Genomic DNA, 1,145 nt, shown 5'->3' on the forward strand with positions numbered 1-1,145 from the left:
TGATGTTAGTATAATATTGTAGACACATTTTCTCGAACATTATAAAATAAAATTAATGGGAAAGGATGTGTCTGATTTGGCAAAAAGATACAATGAAGATTTCAAAAATACAATAGTAGACTTATACAAATCTGGAGAATCTATACCAAAGTTAAGTGACGAATATGGCATAGCAAAATCTACTATAAGTGGCTGGATTAAGAATAAAAAACAAATTACAGTTGATGACAATAAAACTATAACTGTTGAAGAATATAAAAAATTGAAAAAAGAACTTGCTAAAATCAAGGAGGAAAATCAGATATTAAAAAAGGCTATGGCCATATTCGCAAAAGAATAAATAATAATGAGTCTGTTGTTGAATTTATTAAAGAGAATAAAGATAATCATGATATAAAATTAATGTGTAGTGTATTACAGATACCAAAAAGTTCGTATTATAAAACCCTAAACCCAGTAGAATCCAACAGAGCTAAAGAAAATAAAAAATATAAAGAAAAAATACTAAAAATTTACAATGACAGTAATAAAAGATATGGAGCACCTAAAATTCATAAAAAGCTAGAAAAATGGGGCTATAAAATAAGCTTAAAACGTGTTCAAAGACTTATGAAAAAGCTTGGTATATCTTCTATAGTTAAAAAGAAATATAGACCACATTCATCTAAGGTTAAGGTAAAAAACAGAGAAAATATCATATCTAGAGATTTCACAACAAATAAAATAAACGAAAAATGGGTTTCTGATATAACATATATTCACACAATTAAAGATGGTTGGTGTTATTTAGCTTCTGTGATGGATCTTCATACTAGAAAGATTGTTGGTTATTCATTCTCTAAAACAATAGATACCAACTTAACTAAAAAAGCTTTAGAAAATGCAATCGTAAATCAATCTCCTGATAAAAATCTTATACTGCACACTGATTTAGGTTCTCAATATACAAGCTATGAATTTTGCAAAATAGTAGAAAAGTATAATATTATACACTCATTTAGTCAAAAAGGTTGTCCTTATGATAATGCATGTATAGAGTCATTTCACTCAATATTGAAAAAAGAAGAAGTGAACCATGTAAAATATTATGACTATGAAACTGCAAAAATAGCTATATTCAAATATATAGAAAGTTGGTATAACAG

The 1,145-nt window shown here is 26.6% G+C and carries 2 protein-coding genes; both read left to right on the forward strand.

What is annotated here, in order from left to right; all coding sequences use genetic code 11:
• The first annotated feature begins 76 nt into the window (after nt 1-76).
• Entirely contained in the window at nt 77-340 is a 264-nt protein-coding gene (locus L21TH_RS11145; RefSeq protein ID WP_006316195.1) for a transposase, read from the forward strand.
• Nucleotides 341-366: 26 nt separating this feature from the next.
• Nucleotides 367-1,145: IS3 family transposase (locus tag L21TH_RS11150; protein WP_242826523.1), on the forward strand; the 779-nt coding region annotated here is incomplete at its 3' end.

The organism is Caldisalinibacter kiritimatiensis (genome assembly GCF_000387765.1).
Lineage (GTDB): Bacteria > Bacillota > Clostridia > Tissierellales > Caldisalinibacteraceae > Caldisalinibacter > Caldisalinibacter kiritimatiensis.